Origin of the sequence: Mesorhizobium sp. M1406 (assembly GCF_040317555.1) — a bacterium.
GTDB lineage: Bacteria > Pseudomonadota > Alphaproteobacteria > Rhizobiales > Rhizobiaceae > Mesorhizobium.
Window position 1 is genome coordinate 1 of the sequence record NZ_JAMYKW010000069.1, and the last position, 24,920, is coordinate 24,920.

The window sequence follows — 24,920 nt, forward strand, 5'->3', positions numbered from 1 at the left end:
CGACAGCCCTTGCCTGCAACTCACGCGCTCGCAAAATCCCCGCTTCAGACCTACGCCAAAAGACAGTGTGAGATATCCGGGCTAGCGGCGTTGCCGACGACGATCCGCGTCTTGCGTTCATTTATCAGGAGGCGGTGAGAGGTCTCACGCAACAGCAGACCCTTGTGGAGAACATGAGCACCCGCGCCGGCAGCCTTATCTTTGCCACCGCATTCTCCAACATTTGAGCCGGGGCACGCGGCGGCGCCACGGCCAGGTCCATTTCCAGGACTGACGAACCTCTTACTTCACCGTGATGGACATACCGCTGAGATCGGCGTTGACTTGCAGGCCTACCTGCTTGCCTGACAGTTCGAGTTGGGCGCCCTTGTCATTGGTCATGACGATCACCTGAGCCCCTTTGCCGAGCGTGCCGCCACCGCCCGCCGCACCGTAGACCCCCGTCACATCCCGGGCGCGCCTGATGTGGCGCACGGTCCCGTGGAAATAGGTCTTGGAGACCCCGAAGGCGAGGCCGCCCGAGACGCCGGCGACCGAGATGGGATAGCGACGACCATGGAAGGTCAGCGTGCCCTCGCCCCCGGATCCACCAACGAAAAAGGCCGCCTTGTAGATGGCAAAGCGAATCGTGCCGCTGTCGGCATGCGCGGCGCCGGCAACGCTGACTGCCCCTGCCGCGATGACGGCAACCGCGAGTGAACGAATTCTGGAAATCGTCATGATGAGAGCTCCTTGAGGTGGCCGCTTGCCCAAAGGCTGGGCTCGTCAGCGTGGTTCAAAGTTACAACTGAACAGTCTCACCCGTCATTGGTTCCAGGCACTCGCCCCGGTCGTGCATCATACCGATGTCCAACTAAGAAATGGACAGGATCTCAAGCTCGCGCTGCCCTAGCTGGACAAAGTCGCCAACGGTTTTGCCAGTCAGCACGATAGCAACCGGCGAACCATGCGATATCGAAGCTTGAGACGGGTTGGCCTCATCCTCGCCGACGATACGGAAGGTCTGAATGCGTCCATCATCACGCTTGAAAGTGACGCTGTGCCCGAAGGCGATCACATCATTGGACGTGGGCGCCGACATAAGCTGAGCCGTACGGACGCGCTCGGCATAATAGCGCATATCTCGAACCGGAACCGCCGACTGCCGTCGCCTCTCGTTGACATCCTCCAGCATGTTGGCGGCCTCGAGAGCCTGCTGAGCGCCAGCCAATTCATCCTGCAGCATCTTGAGGCCCGCCTCCGTGACGAGGTTGATCCGGTCGGAGACAGGGCGAGCCGGCAGGATGGTTTCCGATGCTGCCTCAGCACTTTCCTCCTTGGCAAATGCTACGCTCAATTGTCGAGACTCTCTGCTTGCGGCCCACGGCCGTTGTTCGAGAAACTGGCGGCGAATAACTGCTTCCTGCGGAGGGCCGACATTTCGTTGCCTCGACCAGTCCTGCCTAACCGAAAATCCGCTCGCCCTGCTCGTCGACCAGCTGAATGCCCTTCTTGATCGAGATGTCGACGGCGTCATCGAGCCCGGCGAAGCGGTCGGCGCGGATGAATTTGTGTTCCTTCACCACACCGTCGATCTCCTTGGAGACGACGCCGCAGGTCTGGTATTGGCCGTCCGCCTTGTAGGGCGTGGCGCTGATCAGAAAGCCCTTGTGCTCGACCTGCTTGGCTGGTGCCGCGTTTTTTGGCTCGGCCGCTTCATTGCCGCCACCACCGCCGAAAAGACGCTTCAGAAAAGACATCGGGGCTTCCTCCAACAGCATTCATCCCACACCATGTAGCGTGGCGCGGGATGAATTTCACTATCGGTCCTTGGCCCGGCGGGCAAGGGCTGCGTCCGGCCGTGCCGGAAGACCTTACTTGTGCGACAGCGCTTCCAGCGCCTCGGCGGCGGCTTCGAGGATGGCGATCGCCTCGGCCTGCTTGTCGGCCGGGGCATCGACGAAGTCGCCCAGAGCCGCGCGCAGCCGGTGGCGCACGGCACGGAACTCGTCGCGTGCTTCCGAACGGCCACCACGACCGCCACGACGACCGCCCTCTTCGCTCTCGTCGTTCCAGCCGAACCAGTCGCGCGCCTTGGCCATCTTGCGGCCGAAACGCTCGAGATGGTCGAGCACGCCGTCGATCATCTCGCGATTGTCGGCAAGATGCGCTTGGCCCGCCTCGGTGATCGAGAACACCTTCTTGTTGCCGTCGGCGGCGGAGGCGGCGTAGCCGGCCTCTTCCAGGAAGGTCAGGGTCGGGTAGACCACGCCCGGGCTCGGGCTGTAGATGCCGCTGGTGCGCTCTTCCAGTGCCTTGATGATGTCGTAGCCGTGGCGCGGTGCCTCGGCCAGCAGCGACAGCGTGATCAGCTTGAGGTCGCCGTCGGCCAGCATGCGCCCGGCGCGGAACATGTCGCCCGGGCCGCCGCGTCCACCGCCACGACCGCCGTGCCCGAACGGGCCGAAGCCGCCGCCTCCTCTGCCACCAAATTTGCCGGCCATGTGCATGAACATGCGCTCGCCGAAATGATTGTGCCCGAATTGCTTGTGCATTGATTGCTCCTTGAGTTCTATCTTACGATATATCTTAATTAGGCAAGCCAATCGCTGGAGTCAAGATATATCTTACGATGTATCTCGAAACGATGCCAAGAGGCTTGCTTTCACCGGAACGTGCCGCTAGAAGGCCCGCGAGCGCCTCGGCTGCTCCGTAAGCGTCTGACGTCAAGCAACGCATCCAACCCCGGCCTTTCCGGGCAATTCAGCCGGTCACCGGCGAATGGATGCCAATGCGACGGACCGGACAATTCAGGGAAACTCCCAAAATGACTGCAAGACATCAGCGCAGGAAGCTGCCTGCGCACTATGCCGCTGTTCTCAGCCCGCTGGTGCTGTCGCTGTTGATGACCTTCATCGTCTCGTTCATCTCGACGCTGAAAAGCCTCGGTTTCCATCCCGGCCTGGCTTCCATCTGGTTGACCGCCTGGGGCCTGTCCTGGCTGGTGGCGTTTCCGACGCTGCTGCTGGTGCTGCCGATGGTACGCCGCATTGTCGGCACGCTGTGCGAACCGGCCAGCCGATAGCTCGCACGAAAAAGGTCCGGAGATGTCCTCCGGACCTTCGCGCTCCTGGCCATCAATGACGAGCTGCTACCAGCGACCCTTGCGTCGGTTCCAGGCATAGAGCAGGTCGGCGAAACGATCATAGGCAAAGCGTGTCAGCGGCAAGACAACCGGATTGCCGAACAAAGTCGCCAGCCAGCCCTCGCCCGGCGTGACCTTCCACACGGCAATCGCCACGTCGGCGCCGACCAGCAGTTGGCCACCCGCGTCGGTGGCGTGCAGCCGGCGGCGGATATCCTCAAGGGACGCGCCAAATCCGGCAAGCGCTGCCGGTTCAAGGTTGATGTCGCGAAACTCGATCCGTCCGGCCTTGACCGCTTCGATCAACCGCCGCTTCTGCCTGCTGATGCCGGTATCGCAAACCGGGCAGCGCGTGTTGTACCAGACGGTGAGCATTTACCCGTGGCCATGCCTATGGTGCAGGTCGGGATAATGCGGATGCCGGTGGCGCATCGGCGCATGCCGGTGCCAGTGCGAATGCGGTTCGCTCACCGGCTCGTCATGATGGTGCTCGTGGTGCTCGTCATGCACATGGCTGTGCTCGTGTTCAAGTTCCTCGTGTTCGTGCTCGTGCTCATGGCGTTCCGACAGATGCAGCCAGAGGCCGATGCCCATCAGAAGCCCTGCGACCGCCAGCTTGAGCGTGACGGCGTCACCCAGGATGGCGATTGCCAGCAACGCGCCGATAAAAGGGGCGAGCGAGTAATAGGCTCCCGTCCGTGCGGTGCCCAGATGACGCAGTGCCACGATGAACATCACCAGGCTGACGCCGATGCCGAAGAAGCCGACGGCCGCGGTGGCCGCGACGATTGATGCTGGGGGAAACGAAGCCCCGCCGGCAAGCGCCAGCCCGACATTGATGACACCCGCCACCAGCCCTTTGAGCATGGCGATCACCACCGGGTCGGTGGCCGAGATCCTGCGCGTGAAATTGTTGTCGAGCCCCCAGGCCACACAAGCCCCCGCCACCAGCAGGGCGCCACGGTTGAAGGCGATGCCGTCACCTTGCCAGGACAGCAGAACGGCGCCGGCCAGAATGGCGAAGGCGCCAAAAAGCAGACGCCGGTCGACATTCTCGCGATAGACGAGCCAGGCGATCGTCATCGTCGCCAGCCCTTCCAGATTGAGCAGCAGCGCCGAACTGGACGCCGTGTTGAGGGTCAAACCGAACATCAGCAGCACCGGCGCGATGATGCCGCCCATGCCGATTGCCAACGTCAACCAGGGAATATCCCCAGCGGTCAGCTGCGCTTCCCCGGCTGCGGCCTGCCTGCCCCGAAGCAAACGATACAAGGCAAGGCCGAGACCGGCACCGAGATAGAGCAGTCCGGCCAGCATGAAGGGATTGACGCCGTCGAGCAGCAGCTTGCTGAGCGGCGGCGTCGCCCCGAACAAGGCGGCGGAGCCAAGCGCGAGCGGCACGCCGGGCCACAGATGCGAATGGGAATGCGGTTCGGACATGGCTACATCCTAACGCACGTTACCCAAAAGTGGCGACGCGCTTTACGCGCTGTTTCGTCACGGCTCTATCCGAGCGAGGTGATGATCTCGCGGTAGGCGAATTCTGGGAAGGCCTTCAACGTTCGCGTCCTGACGTTGCCGGCCGCCGCCAGCATCAGCGAGAAACGCGCCAGGACCGCGTCGTCGGGGGCTTCGACCAGCGCCACCATGTCGTACTCGCCCATGGTCAGGTAGAACGCCTTGAACGATCCGCCCATATCTCCCAGCTGCTTCCTGGCGGCGTCGAGCCGCTTCGGTGAATCGCGCACGTTTCTGGCGCCCTGCTCGGTCCAGTTCATCAGCACGATGTAGCTTGTCATGGCACACCTCCTCCGGGGCCACGGAGCACGGCGGCTTCGCCGGGGCGGGCATCCGGGTTGTCGCCCAGAAAATGCATCCGATACGAAATTATCCTCCCGAAGCGTCCTAGCCGCAAGAGCACGCCGCGAAACGAAAAAGGGCGCCAGTGGCGCCCTTGAACTCTTTGATGTCGGAAGGTCCTAGCTATCCAGGAAGCTCCTGAGCTTGCGGCTGCGGCTCGGGTGCTTCAGCTTGCGCAACGCCTTGGCCTCGATCTGGCGGATACGTTCGCGGGTGACCGAGAACTGCTGGCCGACTTCTTCAAGCGTATGGTCGGTGTTCATGCCGATGCCGAAGCGCATGCGCAGAACGCGCTCCTCGCGCGGCGTCAGCGAGGCCAGCACGCGCGTGGTGGTCTCGCGCAGATTGGCCTGGATCGCCGCGTCGATCGGCAGGATCGCCATCTTGTCCTCGATGAAATCGCCCAGATGCGAATCCTCCTCGTCGCCGACCGGCGTTTCGAGCGAGATCGGCTCCTTGGCGATCTTCAGCACCTTGCGCACTTTTTCGAGCGGCATGGCCAGCTTTTCGGCCAGTTCTTCCGGCGTCGGCTCGCGGCCGATCTCGTGCAGCATCTGGCGCGAGGTGCGCACGATCTTGTTGATCGTTTCGATCATGTGCACCGGAATGCGGATGGTGCGCGCCTGATCGGCGATCGAACGGGTGATCGCCTGCCGGATCCACCATGTCGCGTAGGTCGAGAACTTGTAACCGCGGCGGTATTCGAATTTGTCCACCGCCTTCATCAGGCCGATATTGCCTTCCTGGATCAGGTCGAGGAACTGCAGGCCGCGATTGGTGTATTTCTTGGCGATGGAGATGACGAGGCGCAGATTGGCCTCGACCATTTCCTTCTTGGCGATCGCCGCTTCGCGCTCGCCCTTCTGCACCTGGTTGACGATCTTGCGGAATTCCAGGATCGAGATCGCCGTTTCGGTGGCGAGGTTCTGGATCTCGGCGCGCAGGTCCTTGATCGCGTCCTTCTCGTTCTTGGTGAATTCCTTCCAGCCGCGCGAGGTCAGGTTGCCGATCGCGCGCGTCCAGTTCGGGTCGAGCTCGGAACCCTGATATTCCTTCAGGAACTCCTCGCGGCGCACGCCATAGCTTTCGGCGAGCCTGAGCAGCTTGCCCTCGTTCTGCACCAGGCGCTTGTTGATGTCGTAGAGCTGCTCGACCAGCGCCTCGATGCGCGCCGTGTTGAGCGACAGCGACTTCACCGCCTTGATCAGTTGGTCCTTCAGCTCCTTCAGCCGGCGGTCCTGACTGGGCGACAGCGTGCCAGCGGCGGCCAGTCGGTTCTCGACCTGCTGGTCCTGCAGCTTGCGCAGCTTCTTGTAGGTGTCGGCGATGACGTCGAGCGTCTCCATCACCTGCGGGCGGAGTTCCGCTTCCATGGCCGCCAGCGAAAGGCTCGCTTCGTCCTCGTCTTCCTCGTCGTCATCCACCAGCCCGCGCGTATCGGCGGCGACATTGGTGATGTCGTCTTCCTCGTCGCGCGAACGGCGCGGCTTATCCTCGACCTTGGCTTCCTCGATGCGCTCGACGACCGGCGCCTGCTTGGCTTCCGGTCCGGCATAGGTGGCTTCGAGGTCGATGATCTCGCGCAGCAGGATCTTGGATTCGTTGAGCTCGTCGCGCCAGATGATGATGGCCTGGAAAGTCAGCGGACTTTCGCACAGGCCCGCGATCATCGTCTCGCGGCCGGCCTCTATGCGCTTGGCGATGGCGATTTCGCCCTCGCGCGACAGCAACTCGACCGAGCCCATCTCGCGCAGATACATGCGCACCGGATCGTCGGTGCGGTCGGTCGGCTCTTTCTTCGTCGTGGTGGCGGCAACGGCGGTGCCGGTCTGCTCGGCCAGTTCGTTGGCGTCTTCCTCGGCATCGGCCGCGGTGTCGGCGGCTTCGGGCTCCTCGCCCTGCTCGTCGTCCTCGACCACGTTGATGCCCATGTCGGACAGCATCGCCATCGTGTCCTCGATCTGCTCGGAGGTGACTTCCTCAGAGGGCAGCACCGAATTCAGCTCGTCCATGGTGACATAGCCGCGCTTCTTGGCGGCCTTGATCATCTTCTTGACAGCATCATCGGAAAGGTCGAGCAGAGGGCCATCGGTGGCGCCTTCGCGTTCGGTTTCGACCTCTTCCTTTTCCTTTGTCGCCATAGTCTTTATCTTCTCCTAGCGGCCGAACATCAAAGCCGCGTAAGCTGTCGGACCAGTCAAATCGGATGCGCTCGCTTATGAACGCGCTTCACCGGGCCAGTAACTGCATCAACTCGTCGTTTGGTGCATGTCGTTGCCCCAAAACCGGTTTCCTTTTGGGCAACATGCATTAAGTCCAGATTAACCCTGGTATCTGTGGCAGGCAGGCTGCCTGTCCAGTGACCAGTACCCTCACATCGCTTATTTCCCGTCGACGCGGGTTCGGGTTAACGTTTCGAATCGTCCTGATTCCGTCATTCTGCCAGAAGGTCAAGCGCCTCTCGCATGATTCGCCTTAAAAAAGCGAATCAATTACCCGACTTAGCCCGCCGCACGCCATTTCGACGCGCAACAACGCCTTCACATTTCACTCGCTTCAAACTAAGCCCGCCCGGCCCTGCCCGAGGACACGCCGAATCCTTCGATCAGCGCTTCCGTTGCCTGTACATCCTGAAATTGCGCCTGAATTTCGATCAGGTGCCGGTAGTTTTCGTCCGTGGGATCGGTGGCGAGCGCCGCTTCCGCCTGTTTCAGCTCCTTATGTAAGGTGCGCGCGCTGCGCTGCAAGTGCAGTGCCTGGCTGAAAGCGTCGCGGGCATCGTCAAGGGCAGCGGTCTCCAGCGCCGGCCATTGACGCATACGCCGGATCAAGCCGACGGCCCGCTCCCAGATCTCGGCGCAGCCGGCGCGTTCGATCGTGGCGATAACGGCATGACGGTCATTGGCCATGTCATGCGCCATCGCATCGAGGATCGCCGCATGCAGCCGTCGCAGATCGGAGTTGGCGAGATCGAGAAACTCGATATGCGCGAAATTCTCGTCGATCAACGCTGGATGGTTGATCAGCGCGACAATGATCGTCGCCTCGCGCACCGACATCCCCTCGCTGCCACGCTTGACCAAAGCTGACTGGCCGAGGCTTTCAGTGATCGCGATGCGGCCGCCACCACTCTTGGCGAACTGTCCGCCGGGTGCGGGCGTCTTGCCCTGGCCGCGCTCGCCTGGCCGGCCGCCATCTTGACGCCCTTGGCGCGCACTGCGCTGCGAGCCGAAGAAGCTCAGCACGCGTTCGCGCATCTCCTGCTGATAATGGTAGCGCAGGCTTTCATCGCGAATGCGGCTGGTCAGTTCGCGCAGCGTCTTTTCGAGCTCGGCCCGCCGCTCCGGCGTGTCGAAGACGCCGCCCGCCGTCTCACGCATCCACAGCAGATCGACCAGCGGCCGCGCGTCGGCCAGTACGCGACGGAAAGCATCCGGTCCTTCGGCCTTGACCAGATCGTCGGGATCCTTGCCTTCCGGCAGCAGCGCGAAGCGCGCCGAACGCCCGGCCTGCACCAACGGCAGCGCCATGTCGGCCGCGCGCCACGCCGCTTTGAGCCCGGCCTTGTCGCCGTCGAAACACAACATCGGCTCCGGCGCCATGCGCCAAAGCAATTCTAGCTGGTTTTCGGTGAGTGCGGTGCCGAGCGGCGCCACGACATTCTCGAAGCCGGCCTGCGCCAGCGCGATGACGTCCATATAGCCCTCGACGGCGATTACCGTGCCGCCCTTGGCCAGGACCCCCTTTCCCATTGCTTGGCGGGCGCGGGCGAAATTGTAGAGCACATTGCCCTTGTGGAAGAGCTCGGTATCGGGCGAGTTCATGTATTTGGCCAGCGCATCCGGCTGCAGCGCGCGCCCGCCGAAGGCGATGATCTTGCCGCGCGAATCCGGGATCGGGAACATGATGCGGTCGCGGAACCAGTCATAGGAGACCGGGATGTCGTCGCCGTGGCGCACCAGCCCGCAGGCCTCGATATCGGCCTTCGGCACCCCCTTGGCGGCGAGATGCTCCTTGAGCGCATTGCGGCTATCGGGCGCGAAGCCGAGCCGGAACGATTGCTGCGTCGCCGGTGTCAGTCCACGATCGCGCAGATAGGCGCGGGCTTTCGCGCCTTCCGGTCCCTGCAGCCGTTCCTGGAAGAAGGTGGTCGCCATCTCCATGACGTCGGTCAGGCTGGCGCGTTCCTTTTCGCGCCGCTCCTCCTGGGCATCGCGAACCGGCATCGGCACGCCGGCCATGTCGGCGATCTTTTCGACCGCTTCGGGAAAGCTCATCCCGTCGAGTTCGGTCAGGAACTTGAAATGATCGCCCGAGACCGAGCAGCCGAAACAATGGTAGCGGCCCTTCTTGTCCTCGCAGTGGAAGGACGGGCTCTTCTCGCCATGGAACGGGCAGCAGGCCCAATAGTCGCCGCGCGGCGCGTTGGTCTTCTTCCGGTCCCACGCAACGCGCTGGCCGATAACCGATGAAATCGGCACGCGGTCGCGTATCTCGTCGAGGAAAGCAGGCGGAAAGCGCATCGGGGAACTCGTTTCCCCACCATATAATCATGCCCGCGAAATCCGACGACCCCTAATGCGGGCCATACCCGGTTTCCACAGGGCAAAAGGCGGCCTTGCCTATAGCCTGTCGATCAATCGCCTTCGTCGACGAGACTTTCAACCGGCAGTTCGAGCGCGCGAGCCAGCCGCAGCCAAAGCGCGACATCCCCTCCACGCTTTCCGTTCTCGATTTCAGAAAGATAGTTCTGCGTCACTCCGACGGACGCGGAGAGCACAGCTTGGGTAAGCTTGCGATACCTGCGCCAGAAAGCAAGCGGAGAGACCGCTGCGACAAGAGCCCGTGCCTCGTCCGGAGTAAGTCCTGGAATCTGGCCTGCGCGAAAGCTGCCCAGCGCCTGTGCGTGGTCCAGCGATTCCCGCAACGCATCCAGTTCGCTGCGTGGTAAGATGGCCAGTTCCTCGCCACCTGGCGTCGTGACATAGGCAACGTTGTTCACCTTGGCATCCCTTCAATCATAAACCGACCCGCGCGGTCCGATCCTGGTGACGATGATCTCCTGATCCGTTTCCTCGAACATCACACGATAGTCACCCACCCTCAAACGCAGAGCGGTCGAGCCTTGCAACGCCTTGACCATGTTTGCAAGGCTGCTCGGGTCATTGGCATATGCTTCTATCTTCGACAGAATTCTCTCGGCATCCGCCCGATGCTTTCGCAGCGCCTTGGCAGCCAGAGGAAGGAGAATGACCCGCTTCACCTCGAAAATATCGCACATCGTGATATTTTCGGCAAGCTGTTTTCAAAACTTCTTAATGTTGGTGAGGAGTTGGTCGCGGACGGCAGAAAAGCGGCCATGGCGGGCCGCCTCCCTTCAAATGTCCGGCTAAGTGCCGGTTAATGAGCGGCAAGCGCGCCGAAGATGACGCCGGAGAGGATGCCGACCAGCACATAGTCGTTGCCGACGCGGATCCATTCCTGGCCACGGCCGGGACGATGCAGGCCATAGCGGCCATAATCGCGGATCGGTTGGTGACGCTTCCAGCTGGAATATTTCTGGCCATTGCGCCAATGGCTGCGCTTCACGACGACCGTCTTCTTGAAGACGCGCTTCTTCACATCGGTATGGTGGCCGGGCTTCTGCCAGTCGACCTGGCTATAGTTCGACTGTGGTGCGACCTGCGCAGTCAGCGGTGCGGCCTGGCTGGTGAACGACGTGGCGGCCAGCATCGAGAAAGCGAGGGCGGAAAGGACAATGCGTTTCATCAGAAGTCTCCTGGTTGTCGACATCAGGGGAATAGCGCGGCACTGATGAACCGAAACTGAACGCCGGCATTACAATTGTGTAATGAATTCCTTCATTTAATCGAGGGAGTTGAACATCCTCGCAAAGGTAGGAGACAAGCGCGGCAACCCGCGCGAATCCGCCGTGCCACGGTAGCCCGGCAATGCAACCTTTTGCGCCTCAATCCATTTTCCGACACTGCCTGTCGCGCGGCAACGGCCCTTTGAAATCGACAAGATTTTATTATCCGGCTAAAATATTCGAGTTATTATCGGCCACTGCCATGAACATGATTCGTAACCCCGCTTTTCATCCCGCTCGCCACGCTGGCCGCGTCGCGCGCCCTGTTCGCACGCGGGCGACAAGATGAGCGGCTCCGTCGTCCTTCTGCATCTGGCAGGCGCCGTGGCGCTGATGCTGTTTGCCACCCGCATGGTGAAGACCGGCGTCGAGCGTGCCTATGGCGACGTGCTGCGCCATCGTCTGCGCGCCACCATGCGCAATCCGATCATGGCGGTGCTGGCCGGCACCGGCCTCGCCATCGCGTTGCAGAGCTCCACCGCCGTCACGCTGCTGGTCGGCTCCTTCGCCGGCTCCGGCATCGTCTCGGGCGCCGCGGGCCAACTTGCCGTGCGTGGGGCCGAGATCGGCTCGGCGCTGGTGGTCAAGCTGCTGACCTTCGATCTCACCCTGCTGGTGCCGCTTTGCCTGATCACCGGCACGGTGATGTTCATGGCCACCGAGCGGCGCGACTGGCGCCAGTCCGGCCGCATCCTGGTCGGCATCGGCCTGTTGATCCTGTCGCTGGAAATGATCGGCCAGGCATCGGAACCGCTGCGCAACAGCCAGCTCCTGCCGGTCATCATCAACTACTTCTCCACCGATTCCATCACCGCCTATCTGCTGGCGGCGCTGATCACCTGGCTGTTCCAGTCGAGCATCGCGGCGGTTCTATTGATGGCGACGCTGGCCGGTCGTGGCCTGATCACGCCGGAACTCGGCGTCGTCCTCATCCTCGGCGTCAATCTCGGCTCCTCGATTATCGCGCCGATGCTGACACGCTCGTCGAGCCCCGAAGTGCGCGTCGTGCCGATCGGCAATCTCCTGATGCGCGGGCTTGGCTCTCTGGTCATGCTGATCCTGGTCATGATCTTCAGGCCGCACTTCGCCTTCCTCGGTTCGACGGCCGCGGACCAGATCGTCAACGCCCACATCCTGTTCAACGTGCTGATCCTGCTCGCCGGGCTGCCGCTGGCCGGGTTCGTCTACCGCGCCTCGGAGAAGATCGTGGCGCTCGGCACTAGGCCCGTGCCGGCCGCCTCGCTCGACGTCGTCGAGCTGTCCGCGCTCAACGAGAGCGCGCTGGACGTGCCAAGCCAGGCGCTGGCCAATGCCACGCGCGAGGTGGTGCGCGTCTGCGAGACGGTCGAGATCATGCTCAAGCGCATCATCGAGCTCTATGAAAGTGCCGACGCCGACAAGATCATGGCGCTGGCTGCACTCGACGACCGCGTCGACAGGAAGCATGCCGCGATCAAGCTCTATCTGGCCAAGCTGACCAGGAACCCGCTGACCGAGGACGAGGCGCTGCGCTGCCAGGAGTTGATCGGCGCCTGCGTCAAGCTCGAGCAGGTCGGCGACATCATCGTGCGCAACATGCTGGTGCATGTGAAGAAGAAGTTCGAGCGCGGACTGGAATTCACCGACGAGGGCTGGAGCGAGTTGTTCGCCTTCCACAGTTCGGTGCTCGCCAACGCGCGGCTTGCCTTCAACGTGCTGGTGTCGCGCGATCCCGAAACCGCCCGCCAGCTGGTGCTGGAAAAGGACCAGCTGCGCGACCGCGAGAAGGAAACCAGCGCCAGCCATTTCGAGCGCCTGCGCGATGGCACCGCCAAGAGCGTCGAGACCAGCTCGATCCATCTCGACACCATCCGCGACCTGAAGCAGATCAACTCGCTGCTGGCTTCGATGGCCTATCCGGTGCTCGAAGAGCGCGGCCTGCTCACCGGGTCGCGGCTGAAGGCAAGTTGATCACGACACCGTCTAGCACCGTTCTCGCTTCGGCGGCAAAATACCTTTGCTCTGTTTCCTCCAGTCGGGATAAGGGTTCATTAGCCCAGCCTTTCGGAGGAAATCGATGGACACCCATTCGCGCAGCTTCGCCAAGGCGCTCTCCTGGCGGGTGACCGGCACCATCGATACGATGATCATCTCGCTGGTCGTGACCGGAAGCATCAAGCTCGCCGCGGCAATCGGCTTGACCGAGGTCGTCACCAAATCGCTGCTCTACTATTTTCACGAGCGGACGTGGCTGAAAATTCCTTACGGGCGCAAAACCGTGGCATAGCGGCCCTCGGTGCACGACCGAGTTCGCGTCCCCTCGCCGGGCCGTCGCGCGGAAACTCGATCAAGAAAAGCTAAAGCGGCGCCAACAATTTCTGGATTGCCCGCGACGCTCATCCGTGGTTTGAGGCCTGCGTTCGAGGATCCAATTCCCGCTATGTCGCTTCCGCTCATCGCCTTGTTCATCGCCGCCTTTGCCTTCGGCACCACCGAATTCGTCATTGCCGGCGTGCTGCCGCAAGTGGCGCAAGGGCTTGGCGTTTCGGTTCCCTCGGCCGGCTATCTCGTCTCCGGCTATGCCTGCGGCATCGCCGCCGGCGGTCCGCTGCTGGCGCTAGCCACCAAGTCGCTGTCGCGCAAGAGCTTGCTGCTCAGCCTCGCCATCGCCTTCACCATCGGCCAGGCGGCCTGCGCGCTGGCGCCCGACTTCACCTCGATGCTTTTGTTGCGCATTGCCGTCGCGGTCGCGCATGGCGCCTATTTCGGCGTCGCCATGGTCGTCGCCGTCGGACTTGTGCGCGAGGACCAGCGCGGCATGGCGGTTGCCGTCATCCTGTCCGGCCTCACCGTCTCCAACGTCATAGGCGTGCCCGCCGGCACCGCGATCGGCAACATCTGGGGCTGGCGCGCCACCTTCTGGGTGATGTGCGCGCTCGGCGTGGCGGCAACGCTTGCCATGGCGGCGCTGTTGCCGCGCGCGACGGGATATCAGGTCAAGCCCGCCGGCCTCGCCCGCGAGGTTCGCGTGCTGGCCCGCCAGCAGGTCTGGACCTCGCTGATCCTGATGTTGATGCTGATGATCGGCCAGTTCGGCCTGTTCACCTACATCACGCCGACTTTGCTGGAGGTCACCGGGCTCGACGAGAAACTGGTGCCGTGGGTGCTGCTGCTCAACGGCGTCGGCGCAACGCTCGGTGTCTTTCTCGGCGGCAAGCTCTCCGACTGGAAGCTGATGCCGTCATTGATCACCATGCTGGCCCTGCAGGCGTTGACGCTAGCCATCATCCATGCCGTGAGCCCCTATCCCCTGCCGATGATTGTCGCCATCGTCATCTGGGGCGGTCTCAACTTCGCCATCGGCACACCGATCCAAACCCGGATCCTGGCCTGGACGGCAGACGCCTCGAACCTCGCTTCGTCGCTCATTCCGTCCGGCTTCAATGTCGGCATCGCGCTGGCCGCGTCGCTGGGCGCCGCCATGCTAAATGCCGGCTATGGCTACCGCAGCCTGCCGCTGCTTGGCGCCATCGCCATGCTGGTCGCCGTCGCGGTGGCGCTCGCCTCTTATGTCTGGGAAGGGCGCAGCAACGCCACGCCGCCACTGACGGCCCCAGCGGAGTAGAGTGGACGCCGGTTTTCCGCCACGCCCGCGACCTCGGTTTCGCTGTCGAGGACATCCGCTCGCTGATCGAATTGTGCGGCCACGCCGACCGGATCGCCGAGGAACAACTGATCTCGGTGCGGGAGAAGATCGCCCGGCTGAAGCGGCTGGAGGCCGAACTCGAACGCATCGCCACCTGCTGCAATGGCGAGAAGGTCGGCGACTGCTACGTCATCCGCGCGCTATCCGACCGCGCGCTGCGCGCTGACGAGCATGGATGAGAGGTTCGACGGGGCAGCTTGCGTGCCGGGCAGTTGCTATACCGCTCCCATGTCTACGTCTGCGCCGCCCCTCATCTGGCTGCCGCCATCTTCTCCCCGTAAACGGGGCGAAGGACGCCATCATCAATGGTTTCGCCAATCACCAGCGCTGCAGAAAAGGCGTCGAGGTCGCGGCAGCCCCCTTCACCCCGTCGCTATACGGGGAGAAGGTGCCGGCAGGCGGATGAGGGGCGGCGCAACGCTCGAAGAGAGGGCGCGAGCAGATTCAACCCCGCCCCACCTACAGCTCGATCCGAAACCGCAAACTCTCCGCCCCGCCATAGGCGGCGTCCTCGAAGAAGCGTTCGACGAGCTTGCCGCCATTGGCCAGGATCACCTTGTGCGATGCCGGATTGCCCGGTTTGGCGGTGATCTCGACATAGGGCAGCCCGACCGCCCTCGCCTCGTCCAGCATCAGCCGCAGCGCCTCGGTGGCGTAGCCGCGCCGCCGCTTCCACGGCACCACCGCATAGCCGATATGGCCAAGCACATGTGGTGGCAGCTCCGCCGTTCCTGGCTGCCAGCGGAAGCCGATCGAGCCCGACGCCTCGCCGTCCCATATCCAGCGGCGGAAGCCCGGCAGGCGCGGCACTTGCCTGCCATCCGGCAAGGTGATCGGGCCGCCCCTGGCTTGGGGATCGTCGAGGTCGGCGAGAAAGGCCACTGGATCTTTTTCGATTGCCGCAAGCTGCTCGCGCGTCGCTTCCATCAGCCGCACATTGTCCGGCGACCAGCCACGCTCGAGCGCCGCCTTATAGGACGGCAGATGTTCAAGCGCGGGTTTGACGATTTCGACCATGGTGCACCGGCGGAGACGCTACGGCGATAAGATAGCAGCATCGCCCGGCGAGGCACGGTCCACCAAGGGGCAGCCTCTTGCGACAGGGCCGCGTTCCCATCGCTGGAAACGCGGCCCTGATCCAAGTCCTTGGGAGGACTGGCGCTCCGGCATGACCGGATCGCCGCTAGCGATCTCAGGCGATGTCGAAGCGGTCGGCGTTCATCACCTTGGTCCATGCCGCCACGAAATCCCTGGCGAATTTCTGCCCGGCGTCCGCGGAGCCATAGACCTCGGCAAGTGCACGCAATTGTGCGTGCGAACCGAAGATCAGGTCTGCGCGCGTGCCGGTCCACTTGACCGCCTTGGTCTTACGATCGCGCGCTTCGTAGACTTCGTCGGAGCCGGCGACCGGATCCCAGACCGTGTTCATGCTGAGCAGGTTGACGAAGAAGTCGTTGGTCAGCGTCCCCGGCCGGTCGGTGAACACGCCGTGCTTCGACTTGGCCGTGTTGGCGCCAAGCACCCGCAAGCCGCCGACCAGCACCGTCATCTCCGGCGCCGTCAGCGACAGCAATTGCGCCCGATCGACCAGCATGGCTTCGGTCGACATCGGCTGTTTGCCCCTGGCATAGTTGCGGAAGCCATCGACTTTCGGTTCGAGCGGCGCGAAGGAATGTACATCCGTCTGTTCCTGAGAGGCGTCCATGCGGCCTGGCGTGAATGGCACCTTCACCTCATGGCCCCCGTCTTTCGCGGCTTTTTCGACCGCGGCGACGCCGCCGAGCACGATGAGGTCGGCAAGTGAGACCTTCTTGCCGCCGGTCTGTGCCGCGTTGAACTCGTTCTGGATGCCTTCAAGCCTGGCAGGCACCTTCGACAGTTCGGCCGGCTGGTTGACCTCCCAGTCCTTCTGCGGCGCGAGCCGGATGCGGGCACCGTTGGCGCCGCCGCGCTTGTCGGAATTGCGGAACGTCGAGGCCGACGCCCAAGCGGCCGAGACCAACTCGGAGACCGACAGGCCCGATGCCAGGATCTTCGACTTCAGGGATGCGATATCCTGCTCGCTGACCAATTCGTGGTCGACCGCCGGGATCGTATCCTGCCAGATCAGCACTTCCTTCGGCACGAGCGGGCCGAGATAGCGAGCGACCGGGCCCATGTCGCGGTGGGTCAGCTTGTACCAGGCACGGGCAAACGCGTCGGCGAACTGGTCGGGATGCTCGTGGAAACGCCGCGAGATCTTTTCGTAGGCCGGATCGACCCTCAGCGCGAGATCGGTGGTCAGCATGGAAGGCGCGCGGCGCTTTGACGGATCATGCGCATCCGGCACGGTGCCGGCACCGGCGCCGCCCTTCGGCGTCCATTGATGGGCGCCCGCCGGGCTCTTCGTCAGCTCCCATTCGTAGTTGAACAGATTGTCGAAGAAGTTGTTGCTCCACTTGGTCGGCGTCGTGGTCCAGGTCACCTCGAGGCCCGAGGTGATCGCGTCGCCTGCAATGCCGGTGGCATGCTTGCTCGACCAGCCCAGGCCCTGCGCCTCGATGCCGGCGCCTTCCGGCTCGGCTCCCACCAACGAGGCATCGCCGGCGCCGTGCGTCTTGCCGAAGGTGTGACCGCCGGCGATCAGCGCCACGGTCTCTTCGTCGTTCATCGCCATGCGGCCGAAGGTCTCGCGGATGTCTCGTGCGGAGGCCAGCGGATCCGGCTTGCCGTTCGGCCCTTCCGGATTGACGTAGATCAGACCCATCTGCACGGCGCCGAGATGGCCTTGGAGTTCACGATCGCCGGAGTAGCGCTCGTCGTCGAGCCACTTGGTTTCCGAACCCCAGTCCACGTCCTGCTCGGGCTCCCAGACGTCGGCACGGCCGCCGGCGAAGCCGAAGGTCTTGAAGCCCATCGATTCGAGCGCGACATTGCCGGCGAGGATCAACAGGTCGGCCCAGGAGATCTTCCTGCCGTATTTCTGCTTGACCGGCCACAGCAGCCGGCGCGCCTTGTCGAGATTGGCATTGTCCGGCCAACTGTTGAGCGGCGCGAAACGCTGCTGGCCGGCGCCGGCGCCGCCACGGCCGTCGCCGATGCGATAGGTGCCGGCACTGTGCCAGGCCATGCGGATGAACAGCGGTCCGTAGTGGCCGAAATCGGCGGGCCACCAATCCTGCGAATCCGTCATCACATGGTGCAGATCCTTGATCACCGCATCGAGATCGAGCGACTTGAATTCCTCGGCATAGTCGAACGCCTCGCCCATCGGGTCGGAGAGGTTCGATTGCTGATGCAGAACGCCGAGGTCAAGTTGGTTTGGCCACCAGTCACGGTTGCTCCTGCGGGAGGACCCATGCGCAACCGGGCATTTGCCCTTGCTGTTGTCGTCTGTGTTGGCGTCCATGTTTTTCTCCGATCGTGGCTGTGTTGTGCTGCTTCAACGGCTGCGTGAGCAAGGACACTGGATGTCCCTGGAGGTGGTCCGTTTCATGGCAGGCGCGATGACCTGTGCCCGATACGCGACCGAATATCTTGGAAGTCCCGTCACTGCGGGCGCCTGGACCAGGCGGTCCTGGCTGCTCCTCCTTACAGTTCCTATAGCAAAGCCGTGTGATTAATTTAAGTTGGATTTCCTGATTGCAGCGATAAGATCACACTATGACAAACCTGACGCTGAAGCAGCTGCGTTATTTCGAGGCGCTTGCCCGACACAACCATTTCGGCCGCGCGGCCGATGCATGCGCGATCTCCCAGCCCGCTATCTCGGTGCAGATCAAGGAATTGGAGGCGACGCTCGGCACCGAGCTGTTCGAAAGAGGTCCGCGGCAAGTCCGTCTGACCAATTTCGGCGAGGAGTTTGCCTTGCGCGTGCGCGACATCCTGCGTTCGGTGGACGAACTGACTGATCTCGCCCGCTCCTCGCGTGACCGGCTGGTCGGCCGGCTCCGCATCGGCGTCATCCCGACGGTCGCGCCATACCTTTTGCCGACCATCATCGGCAATCTCTCGCGCATGCATGACGGCCTCGATATCCATGTGCGCGAGACGCTGACGCAAAAGCTGATCCAGGAACTGGCGGACGGCCGGCTCGACGCGGCTATTGTCGCGCTGCCGGTGTCCGAACCATCGTTGACGGAGGTCGTGCTGTTTGCCGAGAACTTCGTGTTGGTCCGGCCCGGCGAGGACGAGGGAAAGCCGGTGCCCAATCGCGAAATGCTGCGCGAGATGCGGCTGCTTCTCCTGGAAGAAGGCCATTGCTTTCGCGACCAGGCGCTGTCGTTCTGCAGCATGCATTCGGCGCGGCCACGCGAGTTGCTGGACGGTAGCTCGCTGTCGACCTTGGTGCAGATGGTCGGCGCCGGCATCGGCGTCACCTTGATTCCGGAAATGGCCGTGGCGGTGGAGACGCGCTCGGCACCGGTTTCCATCGCGCGCTTCAGAAATCCCCAGCCCTCGCGCACGATCGGCATGGTCTGGCGCAACACCAGTCCCATCGCCAAACAGCTGCTGCGGATTTCCGAAGTCGTTCGTCAGTCAGCCGAGGCGCTGCGCGCGCAACACAATCCACCATCGGTTGCACACCTCCTGAACCTGGCGGCAGCCGCCCAATGAAGGCTGCTTGACAGATCCGTCCTGGTGGGTGCGCTAAACAAGATGTGTTTCGCAGATTGATGCGGGACCATTTATGATTGATTCTCGGCGGCAACACCGCAAGGAATTGCAAAGCGCTTCGACAGGAGAATTGATCCGGTGCGGTTGAGATCTGTCTCTCTGGGTGTCGTCGCCTGCCTTCTTGTCATGGTCATCGCCGTGGCGGTGTCGGCCCGATCCTTTGCCGCACCATCTGATGTTCCGGCCTGGCTACAGCCCCATGTCGGCGACAGCGACGGGCAGATCTCACAAGTGGTGCTGGAACGGGCACGCGCGCTCTACCTCAAGAAGGTGGCGCAAGGTGCGGTCAAAAACCCCTGCTACTTCGCCATGGATGCGACGCGCCCCAGCGATCTGGGCAATGCCAAGCCCGGACACCGCTATTATGTCGTTTGCGAAGCCAGCCAGTCGTTTCGCGCGATTTCGTCGGGCCACGGCAGCGGCCGGAATTTGAAAGGCGTCGTCGATTTCGCCAACGGCAGGCGCTGCGCGAAGAACTTCGGCAATGCGATGGATTCATCGTTGACCGCCGGCGGCGCCTATATGACCCGCGAGGCGAAAACCTCGTTCAAGGGATACTACCGCATCGGCGCGAAACAGGATGCGGTTTTCCAGCGCACCTTCATACAGTTCGACGGTGAAGGCGAAGCCGCGAACGCCAGGCAACGGGTGATCGGCGGCCACGCTGCCCAGGTGCTGCACGGCATGTGCCTGCGCAAAAATCCCAACAGCTCGCACGCCGACCATGATGGCTACGTGCCGTTCGGCAAGCTGGTGGACTACGCAAGCGGCCGCAGCAATGGCTGCACCAGCTGGTCGCCGGCGGATGCCAAGCAGATCATCCCAATGGTCAAGGACAACCCGACGACGCTCTACATCTACCCTGAATCACGCGACATCGCCGCGGTAGCGTCCAGCCGTTCGCGGTCGGGCGCTTACTGGAACGCATCCTGCCTGAAGGAAATCGGCACTCCGAAATTCTGGCCGAGAAAGACCCTCGAGCCGATCATCGCTCAGTACAGCAAGGATCACCCGGCACCGGCGCCGCAGCCGGTGCCGATTTGCAAAGGGCCATGAAGTTCGCTCTCTGCGGACTTCACTCAACCACGCCGAGGCTCAGCGTAGAAAACCGAGCACGGCCTGCATGAACTCGGCTGGATACTCCAGCCAGCAAGCGACCTCCACGGCGCTTGCCTGATGCTGCGGCTGCCTCGGTCGGGAATGGATCAGCCGCGATGTCGGCAGCCGGTGCTTGTGCTGCGCCTTCATAATGCTCTTCAGGATTCGGCGATTTCGCCGCGCATGGCGCATTCTCCTTCGACGGCCGCCGACGGCGGTTCGCCCATGAAAAGAGTACCAAAGATGCCGGCAGGCTATTTGCTCGCGAAGACCGAAACCATGGAACGTTTTCCAAGGGCGCTCATTCAAGCATCAGGTGGCGCGGGGCCGCGGAACGAGAGGAGGTTACGATGAGAATTGCCGATTGTATGACGAAAGACGTCCAGATCGCCAATCCGGAGCAAACCATACGCGAAGCCGCCCGAACCATGGGCCGTCTCGACGCCGGCGTCATGCCGGTGGGTGAGAACGACCGGCTTGTCGGCATGATAACGGACCGGGATATCGCGATCCGGGGCATCGCCCAGGGCAAAGGACCCGACGCCAAAATTCGCGAGGTAATGAGCCCTGACGTCGAATATTGTTTCGACGACGAAGACGCAGACGACGTCCTTCACAAAATGGGTGAGCTTCAAGTGAGGCGCCTGCCGGTGTTGAACCGCGACAAGCGACTGATCGGCATTGTTTCGCTTGGCGACCTCGCCATGAATGGCGAATCGGCAAGGGCGGGTGAGGCATTGAGCGGCATCTCGCAGCAAGGCGGACAGCATTCGCAGATGCATTGAGGTCGGCTTAACAAGGCCGGCGTCGGGCTGCGCGCTGCCGACCAGATTGCGATAATCGACCCAGACAGAGGCGGATGTCGCTTGGTATGCCGCAACCGCATGGTCTATCCGTTCGGGCTTGGTGCCAATGTTGCGTGACGTCGACTATGTGCTGCGAAAACTCGATTGGATGCGCGCCGAAGGCATCTGGCCTAACGGCTTGCGTTACCTTTGGACCGACGCGTTCGGGGTCGTGCTCTACGTCTCACTCTACACGGAAACTGGCGAGGCCCGCTGGCTGGACGAGGCTGAGCGGCTTGTGGCCGATGTAGAGCGTGTGCTCGGCCGTCGGCGCGGACTGAGGATCGGGGAAGCGGCTGATCGTGACGGTCAGTATTTCCACTACCTGGCGATGTGGCTGTTTGCCTTGGCGCGTCTCGGCGATCTGAGGCCGCGATACCGCGCGCGCGGTATCGCGCTGGCGCGTGACATTCACCCGGCTTTTGTGATCCCGGGCCGCGGTGTGATCTGGAAGATGCAGGAGGACTTGAGCAATCCTTATCCCGGCTATGGCCTCGGCAGCATGGACGCCTATGATGGCTATGTCTCCTACCGGATGCTCGATGAAGACGGGCTGGCGCCCGAAATCGCGCAGATGCGTGACCTGATCGAGCGCGATTGGCAAGCGCTCGATATCGAACAGGATCTCGGTCTCGGCATGATGCTGTGGCTCGCCCACTTCTTCCCCGCGGAGCCATGGGCCCAGACCCAGACAAGGCGATCGCTCAGAACCCTGGAAGCAATGTGGGTCGACCCGCCGGGTTATTTCAGCCGCGCGCCGTGGCTGCGCGATACGAAGTTCGCTTTCACCAATTTCGGCGTGTCACTGGGGCTGCAGGCCAGCGACGTCTGGCCCGAGCGTGTCGACACGTTGAACGCCTACTTCGAGGACTGGCGCTCCGGTGACCAATATGATCGAGAGGCGATCACATGGGTGATGGCCTGCGCCTCGCACCTTCCCGCTGCGTTTATAACCCGCGGACGGATCAAGAGTGGCTGAATGCTTCCAGCCGGGGAAAATGGCTCGGCGCCACGCACAGCCGATGGTGCTCCAGATTTGTTGATTGGAACCAATGGCCTGCAACGCAGTTAGAGAGCCAGCAAGTCCGGTTTTAGCCCTGCCGCCATGTGGATCGGCGGTTTCAAGGCCAGCCGACTGAGCTTCGGAAGCGTGGAAAGCACGCTTGATGGAGAAAAATCATGGACCAGTGGTCAAACGCCAAGCTTTGTGACGTGGCAAATCTGATCCTTGGAGCAATTCTCTTCTTCTCTCCCTGGATATTCGCCTTCGCGGCGGGGACACAGTCCCAGAACGCCATGGGCAGCGGCATCGTGATTTTCTTGCTTTCGGTTGCCGCCCTCTCCGCCTTTGCTGTTTGGGAGGAGTGGTTGAACCTCGTTGTGGGTCTTTGGGTACTCGTGTCTCCCTGGGTGCTTGGATTCCAGGCAACCACGGCAATGGGCGTGCATGTTGTAATCGGCGTCCTGGTCGCGGTCCTTGCTGCGATCGAGCTGTGGATGATGTATCAGAACCCTCCAACGCAATCCGCAGCCTAGCAGGACTGGCGTCCTTGCGGCGCCGATTGTGATCTGGCGGGTGGCCCGCGCGAGCAAATGAACATGCGGGCGCCACAGCAATCGGGGCCGCACAGCCGCTAACGTCGACCCGCAGACAGCGTCGCCGACAGCCGAACCAAGAAGAGGTATCGACATGAAAGCAGTCCGCATCCATGCGTTTGGCGGACCCGAGGTTCTTTCGATCGATCAAGTCCCCTTGCCTCAGCCATTTGACGACGAGGTTCTGCTCAGGGTTCGCGCGGCGAGCGTCAATCCGATCGACTACAAGACCCGCGAAGGTTCGACGAGCCAGCCCCTGCCGGTCACGCTCGGTCGTGACGTGTCCGGCACGGTGGAAACATGCGGCACGCGAGCGCATACGTTGAAGAAGGGCGACCCGCTATTTGCCATGCTTGGGCATGACCGCGGCGGCAATGCCGAATATGTCGTGGTCAAGGCGACGGAGGCGGCTGCGAAGCCGGACCGTCTAAGCCATGTGGAAGCCGCTGCCGTTCCACTCGCAGGCATTACTGCGTGGCAGGGCCTGTTTGAGCATGGCGGCCTCAAATCCGGGCAAAGGGTTCTCATCCATGGCGGCGCCGGCGGCGTCGGTCATCTGGCGATCCAGTTGGCCAAGGCCGCGGGCGCGTTCGTCGCGACAACCGTTTCCGCCGAGGACATCGTTTTTGTCCGCGAGATCGGCGCGGATCAGACGATCGACTACAAGGACCAGCGTTTCGAAGAGGTCGTCGACAAGGTCGATCTGGTGTTCGACCTTGTCGCGGGCGACACGCAGGACCGCTCCTGGGATGTGCTCAAGCCAGGCGGGACGCTCGTTTCCACGCTTTCCCAACCTTCGCAGGAAAAGGCAAACGTGCGTCGGGCGCGTGGCGTCTCCTATCTGGCCGAGCCGAATGCGGCACATCTCGCGAAGATCGGCCATCTCATCGACGCCGGCAAGGTCATCCCCTTCGTGCAAGCTACCTATCCTCTTGGAGAGGTCGCCAGGGCGGAGGAACGGCTGGAAAACGAGCATGTGCGCGGCAAGATCGTGCTTGAGGTCTCGGCCTAGCGACCTGGTGGCAGCGATCGCGGATCTCTCCGACGGGACAGTGGTCCTGCCATCGCTCTCGATCGGTTTATCTGATGCGCGCCTCGCCTGCGCGGTCGCCGCCATTCCGCGCATTTGGAAACAGCAGCCTCAGTTTGTGTTCCGCGCTTGCCCAGCCGCTCGACCATTGGGCGCCAGTTGAGGAACGTCGGGCGGGTTCCGGCGCAATCGAGAGCGTTCCCGGATTCCGCCGACAAGCAGATCTCGAGCCGCCGGAGAGATTTTCTCGACGGATAGCGAAACGATTGCCCCCGAGCATCGTTTCGAAACCAGGCACGAATAAATGAGGAGGCGATAATGAGCGCTACCGGTTTGGACGTTTTCGACAGGACGCTGCAGACAACGAACATCTGGCTCGATGAGATCATGGCCGATCATGGCCCGGATCGGCGGATTGCATGGCACATATTGGGCGCGGTCTTGCGGGCCGTAAGGGACAGGCTGCAGATCGGACTTGCGGCGAAGCTTGGGGCGGAATTGCCGCTGCTGGTGCGCGGCGCTTACTACGATCACTACCGGCCCGCAGCTGAGCCAGACAAAACGCGCTCGCTGGAAGACTTCTCGCAGCACATCGACGAGGAATTAAAATCAATCCGCCCCGTCGATCCCGAGGATGCAGCCCGCACGGTCTTCCGCGTTCTTACACGGCATATTGATCTTGGCCAATCGGCCAAGGTTCGCGATGCGCTGCCGAGGGAAATCCAGGCGCTCTGGCCCGAAAGCGTCGGCGTCAAGTAGCGACGGCAACGATTCTGGCGATTCCCAGCCGTGCCAAGGTGGTGCCCTGTCGGGCGTCAATCCCGCAACCGGTTGGCGACGTGATCCTGGCGCAGCTCGGTCGCGACCTGTCTGGAATCCAAGCCGCGTTCTCGGGAATGCTGTGCCTTGTCGCGATTGGATAGAACCTTGTTTTCTTCGAGCTTATCCTTTGGCGTCACGGTCATGGCGCCTGCGCCAGAACCCTTTCCCTGCGAACCTGCTCCGATGTGTTTCTTGCTGCCGCGTGCCATGGGCTGCCTCCAATCTATGCCAAAACGTCTCACGATGGTGCCTAGCCCGGATATCTCACACTGTCTTTTGGCGTAGGTCTGAAGCGGGGATTTTGCGAGCGCGTGAGTTGCAGGCAAGGGCTGTCG

At 62.5% G+C, this 24,920-nt stretch carries 27 protein-coding genes and 1 pseudogene; 12 read left to right on the top strand and 16 right to left on the bottom strand.

Translation table 11 applies throughout. The annotated features are described in order from the left end of the window. Positions 1–282: 282 nt before the first annotated feature. From NKH03_RS30080 to NKH03_RS30095, 4 genes are all read right to left on the bottom strand, one after another. The gene (locus NKH03_RS30080) at positions 283–720 is read right to left on the bottom strand and encodes a hypothetical protein (RefSeq protein WP_502911015.1); all 438 of its coding nucleotides are present in this window, start codon (positions 718–720) and stop codon (positions 283–285) included. 133 nt (positions 721–853) lie between these two features. Further along, complete coding sequence (gene greA / locus NKH03_RS30085; RefSeq protein ID WP_352863663.1) at positions 854–1,336, bottom strand: transcription elongation factor GreA; 483 nt, start codon at positions 1,334–1,336, stop codon at positions 854–856. 106 nt (positions 1,337–1,442) lie between these two features. After that, entirely contained in the window at positions 1,443–1,739 is a 297-nt protein-coding gene (locus NKH03_RS30090) for an HlyU family transcriptional regulator (RefSeq protein WP_352863664.1), read from the bottom strand. A gap of 114 nt (positions 1,740–1,853) precedes the next feature. Next, positions 1,854–2,534, bottom strand: a complete 681-nt coding sequence (locus NKH03_RS30095; protein WP_352863666.1) for a PadR family transcriptional regulator — start codon at positions 2,532–2,534, stop codon at positions 1,854–1,856. A 272-nt stretch (positions 2,535–2,806) separates the two neighbouring features. On the opposite strand from NKH03_RS30095, the gene NKH03_RS30100 reads away from it, so the two are divergent. Beyond that, positions 2,807–3,064, top strand: a complete 258-nt coding sequence (locus NKH03_RS30100) for a DUF2798 domain-containing protein (RefSeq protein ID WP_352863667.1) — start codon at positions 2,807–2,809, stop codon at positions 3,062–3,064. A 66-nt stretch (positions 3,065–3,130) separates the two neighbouring features. Here NKH03_RS30100 and NKH03_RS30105 read toward each other — a convergent pair whose 3' ends face one another. From NKH03_RS30105 to NKH03_RS30140, 8 genes are all read right to left on the bottom strand, one after another. Continuing rightward, a complete protein-coding gene (locus tag NKH03_RS30105; RefSeq protein WP_352863668.1) occupies positions 3,131–3,499 on the bottom strand; it encodes a thiol-disulfide oxidoreductase DCC family protein in 369 nt (122 codons plus the stop codon). Beyond that, positions 3,500–4,564: a DMT family transporter gene (locus tag NKH03_RS30110; RefSeq protein ID WP_352972530.1), complete on the bottom strand. Its 1,065-nt coding sequence runs from the start codon at positions 4,562–4,564 to the stop codon at positions 3,500–3,502. Positions 4,565–4,629: 65 nt separating this feature from the next. Continuing rightward, entirely contained in the window at positions 4,630–4,923 is a 294-nt protein-coding gene (locus tag NKH03_RS30115) for a GYD domain-containing protein (RefSeq protein WP_352972532.1), read from the bottom strand. Between the two features lie 180 nt (positions 4,924–5,103). Beyond that, positions 5,104–7,125, bottom strand: coding sequence for an RNA polymerase sigma factor RpoD (gene rpoD / locus NKH03_RS30120; RefSeq protein ID WP_352863673.1), 2,022 nt, complete (start codon positions 7,123–7,125; stop codon positions 5,104–5,106). A gap of 420 nt (positions 7,126–7,545) precedes the next feature. Continuing rightward, positions 7,546–9,507 carry a DNA primase gene (gene dnaG, locus NKH03_RS30125; RefSeq protein WP_352972534.1) on the bottom strand — a complete coding sequence of 654 codons (1,962 nt, stop codon included), beginning with the start codon at positions 9,505–9,507 and terminating at the stop codon, positions 7,546–7,548. A gap of 113 nt (positions 9,508–9,620) precedes the next feature. Beyond that, a complete protein-coding gene (locus NKH03_RS30130; RefSeq protein WP_352863677.1) occupies positions 9,621–9,986 on the bottom strand; it encodes a helix-turn-helix transcriptional regulator in 366 nt (121 codons plus the stop codon). A gap of 12 nt (positions 9,987–9,998) precedes the next feature. After that, positions 9,999–10,265: a type II toxin-antitoxin system RelE family toxin gene (locus NKH03_RS30135; RefSeq protein ID WP_352972536.1), complete on the bottom strand. Its 267-nt coding sequence runs from the start codon at positions 10,263–10,265 to the stop codon at positions 9,999–10,001. A 119-nt stretch (positions 10,266–10,384) separates the two neighbouring features. Then, positions 10,385–10,753, bottom strand: coding sequence for an RcnB family protein (locus NKH03_RS30140; protein ID WP_352863680.1), 369 nt, complete (start codon positions 10,751–10,753; stop codon positions 10,385–10,387). A 385-nt stretch (positions 10,754–11,138) separates the two neighbouring features. Between NKH03_RS30140 and NKH03_RS30145 the strand changes: the two genes are divergently transcribed. The 4 genes and pseudogenes from NKH03_RS30145 to NKH03_RS30160 all read left to right on the top strand — a co-directional run. Further along, positions 11,139–12,803, top strand: coding sequence for a Na/Pi cotransporter family protein (locus tag NKH03_RS30145; protein WP_352880210.1), 1,665 nt, complete (start codon positions 11,139–11,141; stop codon positions 12,801–12,803). 106 nt (positions 12,804–12,909) lie between these two features. Then, complete coding sequence (locus tag NKH03_RS30150) at positions 12,910–13,119, top strand: DUF2061 domain-containing protein (RefSeq protein ID WP_352863683.1); 210 nt, start codon at positions 12,910–12,912, stop codon at positions 13,117–13,119. Between the two features lie 153 nt (positions 13,120–13,272). Continuing rightward, positions 13,273–14,457 (top strand): MFS transporter, encoded by a 1,185-nt coding sequence (locus tag NKH03_RS30155; RefSeq protein ID WP_352972538.1) that lies wholly within the window; start codon positions 13,273–13,275, stop codon positions 14,455–14,457. A 17-nt stretch (positions 14,458–14,474) separates the two neighbouring features. Further along, a pseudogene (locus NKH03_RS30160) lies at positions 14,475–14,717 on the top strand (MerR family DNA-binding protein); the annotation flags it as partial. A gap of 280 nt (positions 14,718–14,997) precedes the next feature. Here NKH03_RS30160 and NKH03_RS30165 read toward each other — a convergent pair. Further along, a complete protein-coding gene (locus NKH03_RS30165) occupies positions 14,998–15,555 on the bottom strand; it encodes a GNAT family N-acetyltransferase (RefSeq protein ID WP_352863687.1) in 558 nt (185 codons plus the stop codon). Positions 15,556–15,730: 175 nt separating this feature from the next. Continuing rightward, entirely contained in the window at positions 15,731–17,926 is a 2,196-nt protein-coding gene (gene katG, locus NKH03_RS30170) for a catalase/peroxidase HPI (protein WP_352972540.1), read from the bottom strand. 254 nt (positions 17,927–18,180) lie between these two features. Between katG and NKH03_RS30175 the strand changes: the two genes are divergently transcribed. Beyond that, the gene (locus NKH03_RS30175; RefSeq protein WP_352972542.1) at positions 18,181–19,134 is read left to right on the top strand and encodes a hydrogen peroxide-inducible genes activator; all 954 of its coding nucleotides are present in this window, start codon (positions 18,181–18,183) and stop codon (positions 19,132–19,134) included. 138 nt (positions 19,135–19,272) lie between these two features. Further along, positions 19,273–20,250, top strand: a complete 978-nt coding sequence (locus tag NKH03_RS30180; RefSeq protein WP_352972544.1) for a hypothetical protein — start codon at positions 19,273–19,275, stop codon at positions 20,248–20,250. Between the two features lie 39 nt (positions 20,251–20,289). Here the strand turns inward: NKH03_RS30180 and NKH03_RS30185 are convergent, their stop codons facing one another. Continuing rightward, a complete protein-coding gene (locus NKH03_RS30185) occupies positions 20,290–20,442 on the bottom strand; it encodes a hypothetical protein (RefSeq protein WP_352863695.1) in 153 nt (50 codons plus the stop codon). Positions 20,443–20,642: 200 nt separating this feature from the next. Here NKH03_RS30185 and NKH03_RS30190 point away from each other — a divergent pair, with 200 nt between their 5' ends. The 5 genes from NKH03_RS30190 (at position 20,643) to NKH03_RS30210 (ending at position 24,522) form a co-directional block, all read left to right on the top strand. Next, entirely contained in the window at positions 20,643–21,077 is a 435-nt protein-coding gene (locus tag NKH03_RS30190; RefSeq protein WP_352863697.1) for a CBS domain-containing protein, read from the top strand. Positions 21,078–21,204: 127 nt separating this feature from the next. After that, positions 21,205–22,116, top strand: a complete 912-nt coding sequence (locus tag NKH03_RS30195; protein WP_352972547.1) for a hypothetical protein — start codon at positions 21,205–21,207, stop codon at positions 22,114–22,116. 200 nt (positions 22,117–22,316) lie between these two features. Continuing rightward, on the top strand, positions 22,317–22,673 hold the full coding sequence (locus tag NKH03_RS30200) for an SPW repeat protein (RefSeq protein ID WP_352972550.1): 357 nt from the start codon (positions 22,317–22,319) through the stop codon (positions 22,671–22,673). Between the two features lie 154 nt (positions 22,674–22,827). Further along, a complete protein-coding gene (locus NKH03_RS30205; RefSeq protein ID WP_352972553.1) occupies positions 22,828–23,745 on the top strand; it encodes an NADP-dependent oxidoreductase in 918 nt (305 codons plus the stop codon). Between the two features lie 336 nt (positions 23,746–24,081). Further along, positions 24,082–24,522: a DUF2267 domain-containing protein gene (locus NKH03_RS30210; protein ID WP_352863708.1), complete on the top strand. Its 441-nt coding sequence runs from the start codon at positions 24,082–24,084 to the stop codon at positions 24,520–24,522. A 56-nt stretch (positions 24,523–24,578) separates the two neighbouring features. Here NKH03_RS30210 and NKH03_RS30215 read toward each other — a convergent pair whose 3' ends face one another. Then, a complete protein-coding gene (locus NKH03_RS30215) occupies positions 24,579–24,794 on the bottom strand; it encodes a hypothetical protein (RefSeq protein WP_352972555.1) in 216 nt (71 codons plus the stop codon). Positions 24,795–24,920 lie beyond the last annotated feature (126 nt).

Bases quoted from the DNA above. Each gene is read 5' to 3' on its own strand.
- NKH03_RS30080 (WP_502911015.1), bottom strand. From the start codon at position 720: ATGACGATTTCCAGAATTCGTTCACTCGCGGTTGCCGTCATCGCGGCA.
- NKH03_RS30090 (WP_352863664.1), bottom strand. From the start codon at position 1,739: ATGTCTTTTCTGAAGCGTCTTTTCGGCGGTGGTGGCGGCAATGAAGCG.
- NKH03_RS30095 (WP_352863666.1), bottom strand. From the start codon at position 2,534: ATGCACAAGCAATTCGGGCACAATCATTTCGGCGAGCGCATGTTCATG.
- NKH03_RS30100 (WP_352863667.1), top strand. From the start codon at position 2,807: ATGACTGCAAGACATCAGCGCAGGAAGCTGCCTGCGCACTATGCCGCT.
- NKH03_RS30105 (WP_352863668.1), bottom strand. From the start codon at position 3,499: ATGCTCACCGTCTGGTACAACACGCGCTGCCCGGTTTGCGATACCGGC.
- NKH03_RS30110 (WP_352972530.1), bottom strand. From the start codon at position 4,564: ATGTCCGAACCGCATTCCCATTCGCATCTGTGGCCCGGCGTGCCGCTC.
- NKH03_RS30115 (WP_352972532.1), bottom strand. From the start codon at position 4,923: ATGACAAGCTACATCGTGCTGATGAACTGGACCGAGCAGGGCGCCAGA.
- rpoD (WP_352863673.1), bottom strand. From the start codon at position 7,125: ATGGCGACAAAGGAAAAGGAAGAGGTCGAAACCGAACGCGAAGGCGCC.
- dnaG (WP_352972534.1), bottom strand. From the start codon at position 9,507: ATGCGCTTTCCGCCTGCTTTCCTCGACGAGATACGCGACCGCGTGCCG.
- NKH03_RS30135 (WP_352972536.1), bottom strand. From the start codon at position 10,265: ATGTGCGATATTTTCGAGGTGAAGCGGGTCATTCTCCTTCCTCTGGCT.
- NKH03_RS30140 (WP_352863680.1), bottom strand. From the start codon at position 10,753: ATGAAACGCATTGTCCTTTCCGCCCTCGCTTTCTCGATGCTGGCCGCC.
- NKH03_RS30145 (WP_352880210.1), top strand. From the start codon at position 11,139: ATGAGCGGCTCCGTCGTCCTTCTGCATCTGGCAGGCGCCGTGGCGCTG.
- NKH03_RS30150 (WP_352863683.1), top strand. From the start codon at position 12,910: ATGGACACCCATTCGCGCAGCTTCGCCAAGGCGCTCTCCTGGCGGGTG.
- NKH03_RS30155 (WP_352972538.1), top strand. From the start codon at position 13,273: ATGTCGCTTCCGCTCATCGCCTTGTTCATCGCCGCCTTTGCCTTCGGC.
- NKH03_RS30165 (WP_352863687.1), bottom strand. From the start codon at position 15,555: ATGGTCGAAATCGTCAAACCCGCGCTTGAACATCTGCCGTCCTATAAG.
- katG (WP_352972540.1), bottom strand. From the start codon at position 17,926: ATGGACGCCAACACAGACGACAACAGCAAGGGCAAATGCCCGGTTGCG.
- NKH03_RS30175 (WP_352972542.1), top strand. From the start codon at position 18,181: ATGACAAACCTGACGCTGAAGCAGCTGCGTTATTTCGAGGCGCTTGCC.
- NKH03_RS30185 (WP_352863695.1), bottom strand. From the start codon at position 20,442: ATGAAGGCGCAGCACAAGCACCGGCTGCCGACATCGCGGCTGATCCAT.
- NKH03_RS30190 (WP_352863697.1), top strand. From the start codon at position 20,643: ATGAGAATTGCCGATTGTATGACGAAAGACGTCCAGATCGCCAATCCG.
- NKH03_RS30195 (WP_352972547.1), top strand. From the start codon at position 21,205: ATGTTGCGTGACGTCGACTATGTGCTGCGAAAACTCGATTGGATGCGC.
- NKH03_RS30200 (WP_352972550.1), top strand. From the start codon at position 22,317: ATGGACCAGTGGTCAAACGCCAAGCTTTGTGACGTGGCAAATCTGATC.
- NKH03_RS30205 (WP_352972553.1), top strand. From the start codon at position 22,828: ATGAAAGCAGTCCGCATCCATGCGTTTGGCGGACCCGAGGTTCTTTCG.
- NKH03_RS30210 (WP_352863708.1), top strand. From the start codon at position 24,082: ATGAGCGCTACCGGTTTGGACGTTTTCGACAGGACGCTGCAGACAACG.
- NKH03_RS30215 (WP_352972555.1), bottom strand. From the start codon at position 24,794: ATGGCACGCGGCAGCAAGAAACACATCGGAGCAGGTTCGCAGGGAAAG.